Genomic DNA, 1,974 nt, shown 5'->3' with positions numbered 1-1,974 from the left:
TAAACCGTACCCAACTTTCCGTTTTTTGGGGATTATGAATTCCGAATTGCTGATCTGTAAAAATCTTTTTTAATGCTTCTTCAACTAATTCTTCGGTAACACTCGGGAAAAAGGCTTTGTATTTACCGTTTTCCTGCTCAATTAAAGCAGGTTGTATTTTTACCGTACAGGGAGAATCATTGTATGAAAAATTCCACTTATAAGGCTCTGCCAGGCCCCCTTCTGTTCTTAATTGACTAATTTGTCGAGGGGTAAAGAAATACTTGGGAATGCTTTCCCAGACCTCAACCATATTAGAGACATCGTTTTTATTATTACTTAAAAACTGGGTAAACAGGTCATATTGAACACTTTTAATTGATTCTTCGGGCGGTTCTTTCATAGGCATTTTTTTCTTATCTCGCACAATATACCCCTTATCCTGATAGGAGTATATAATACTATATACTTTGGGTTATAATATCAACTTCCTTCTTTCCCGAATGAAACATTAACAAATAGAAATAAAAAAGGGCAAACAAGAAGCTTGCCCTTTTGGGATACAGTTAAGTATCACCCTTGGCGGTCATCGGCTCCTCAGCCTGTACCGCATTTTTAATATTACGCCAGTTAACACGAAAAAACAACGATAACAAAAAAAGCAATAAATTTTTCAGTGCAAATATTTACTATTGCACAACATTAAATTAGCATGTAAAATCATCTCATGATAAAGAGCTTCAAACACAAGGGATTGCAAAAGTTTTTCACCTCGGGCAGCACGGCAGGGATACAAAGCAATCATGCTCCCCGCATAGAGGAACGCTTACAAGCTCTACACACTGCAAATACAATTGAGGATATGAACCTACCAGGCTGGCGGTTACATGCCTTAAAAGGCGATAAAACCGGCCTATGGTCAATTAATGTCAGTGGTAACTGGCGGATTGTCTTTGAGTTCAAAGACGGCCACGCCTATATTGTTAACTATGAAGATTACCATTAAAAATTATGATTGAACAACACAACCCCATGCACCCTGGGGAATTTATCAAACGGGTGTATTTAATACCCTGTCATATCGGCTCAAATGAGCTTGCCAGAAACCTTAAAGTCAGTGATGGCTTGGTTAGCCGGTTAATCAATGGAAAAACGGACGTATCACCCGCTATGGCCCTGAAATTGTCAAAAGTGTTGGGACGCTCCCCTGAAAGCTGGATGCAAATGCAGGACAATTTCAACCTGCATCAAGCCAAAAAAGAACTGGATTTAAGCGAGTATGAACCGCTTGAACTAGCAGGGTGACACCGAGGACCACCAGGCGAGCTGGCCGCGTAACCCCGCGATAGGGATTGCAGAGTAAATGAAAGGAAAGGATGAGTTAGGGAAGCTTCGGCCAAGAAAGTGGAGGGACGGAACTTGCTTGACCGTTAGCTGAACTTACTCAGCCGTTTGTTTCATTGGAACGAAAAGCCCGGCCCGTAGGGATCGCCCAAAATATTTCCATGAAAAACATTTTAAATATTCTTTTTCTCATGATCAAGCAACGAATCTATTTTTGAAGCTAACGCATAAGTATTGTTAAACCCCTGAAAACCGAGTCTGGTATTCGGAAGAAGATTAAAGGCGTGGACACACGCCTTTAATATATCTTTATATACCTTTAACTCGGAATCACGCGCGAAATGTTCAGCTCTGCCGATAAAATCAGAATCCCACGTTTGAGCCAGTAAAATCGCTTCCGCTAATGTGCAACCATTGGGGTAAGAGGTTCTGTCGCAAGAACTAGTGAAAGCGAAGATCGCCTTGTCTTCAGGCATAACTATCCTGCTAAAGCTATAAATTGCTTATAAGCAGGAATATTTTCTTCGGACAACTGTCCCTTTCGAATCATATGTGCTGTTTCAATTCCTGCAATGGTTGCTTGAGCGGAGTGAAACGCTTTAAATCCCATCATTGGTTTGGTTATTTTTTTGATAAATCGATGGTCCTGTT

Annotated in this window: 4 protein-coding genes and 1 pseudogene; 2 read left to right on the top strand and 3 right to left on the bottom strand. The window is 40.7% G+C overall.

Annotated elements, in window-relative coordinates; translation table 11 throughout:
* A pseudogene (locus BQ7314_RS03430) lies at positions 1–406 on the bottom strand (hypothetical protein); the annotation flags it as partial.
* A 300-nt stretch (positions 407–706) separates the two neighbouring features.
* Here BQ7314_RS03430 and BQ7314_RS03425 point away from each other — a divergent pair.
* Positions 707–985 carry a type II toxin-antitoxin system RelE/ParE family toxin gene (locus BQ7314_RS03425; RefSeq protein WP_174482312.1) on the top strand — a complete coding sequence of 93 codons (279 nt, stop codon included), beginning with the start codon at positions 707–709 and terminating at the stop codon, positions 983–985.
* A 5-nt stretch (positions 986–990) separates the two neighbouring features.
* Positions 991–1,284, top strand: coding sequence for a HigA family addiction module antitoxin (locus BQ7314_RS03420; RefSeq protein WP_342590390.1), 294 nt, complete (start codon positions 991–993; stop codon positions 1,282–1,284).
* A 212-nt stretch (positions 1,285–1,496) separates the two neighbouring features.
* Here the strand turns inward: BQ7314_RS03420 and BQ7314_RS15750 are convergent, their stop codons facing one another.
* Both BQ7314_RS15750 and BQ7314_RS03410 read right to left on the bottom strand, forming a co-directional pair.
* Positions 1,497–1,799, bottom strand: a complete 303-nt coding sequence (locus BQ7314_RS15750; RefSeq protein WP_245394904.1) for a hypothetical protein — start codon at positions 1,797–1,799, stop codon at positions 1,497–1,499.
* A gap of 2 nt (positions 1,800–1,801) precedes the next feature.
* A partial coding sequence (locus BQ7314_RS03410; protein WP_174482311.1) for a DDE-type integrase/transposase/recombinase occupies positions 1,802–1,974 on the bottom strand: 173 nt, incomplete at its 5' end.

Origin of the sequence: methanotrophic endosymbiont of Bathymodiolus puteoserpentis (Logatchev), from assembly GCF_900128525.1 — a bacterium.
In the GTDB taxonomy this organism is placed as follows: Bacteria; Pseudomonadota; Gammaproteobacteria; order Methylococcales; family Methylomonadaceae; genus Methyloprofundus.
The sequence above is the reverse complement of the archived record's forward strand: the minus strand, read 5'-3'. Positions and strand labels throughout refer to the sequence as shown.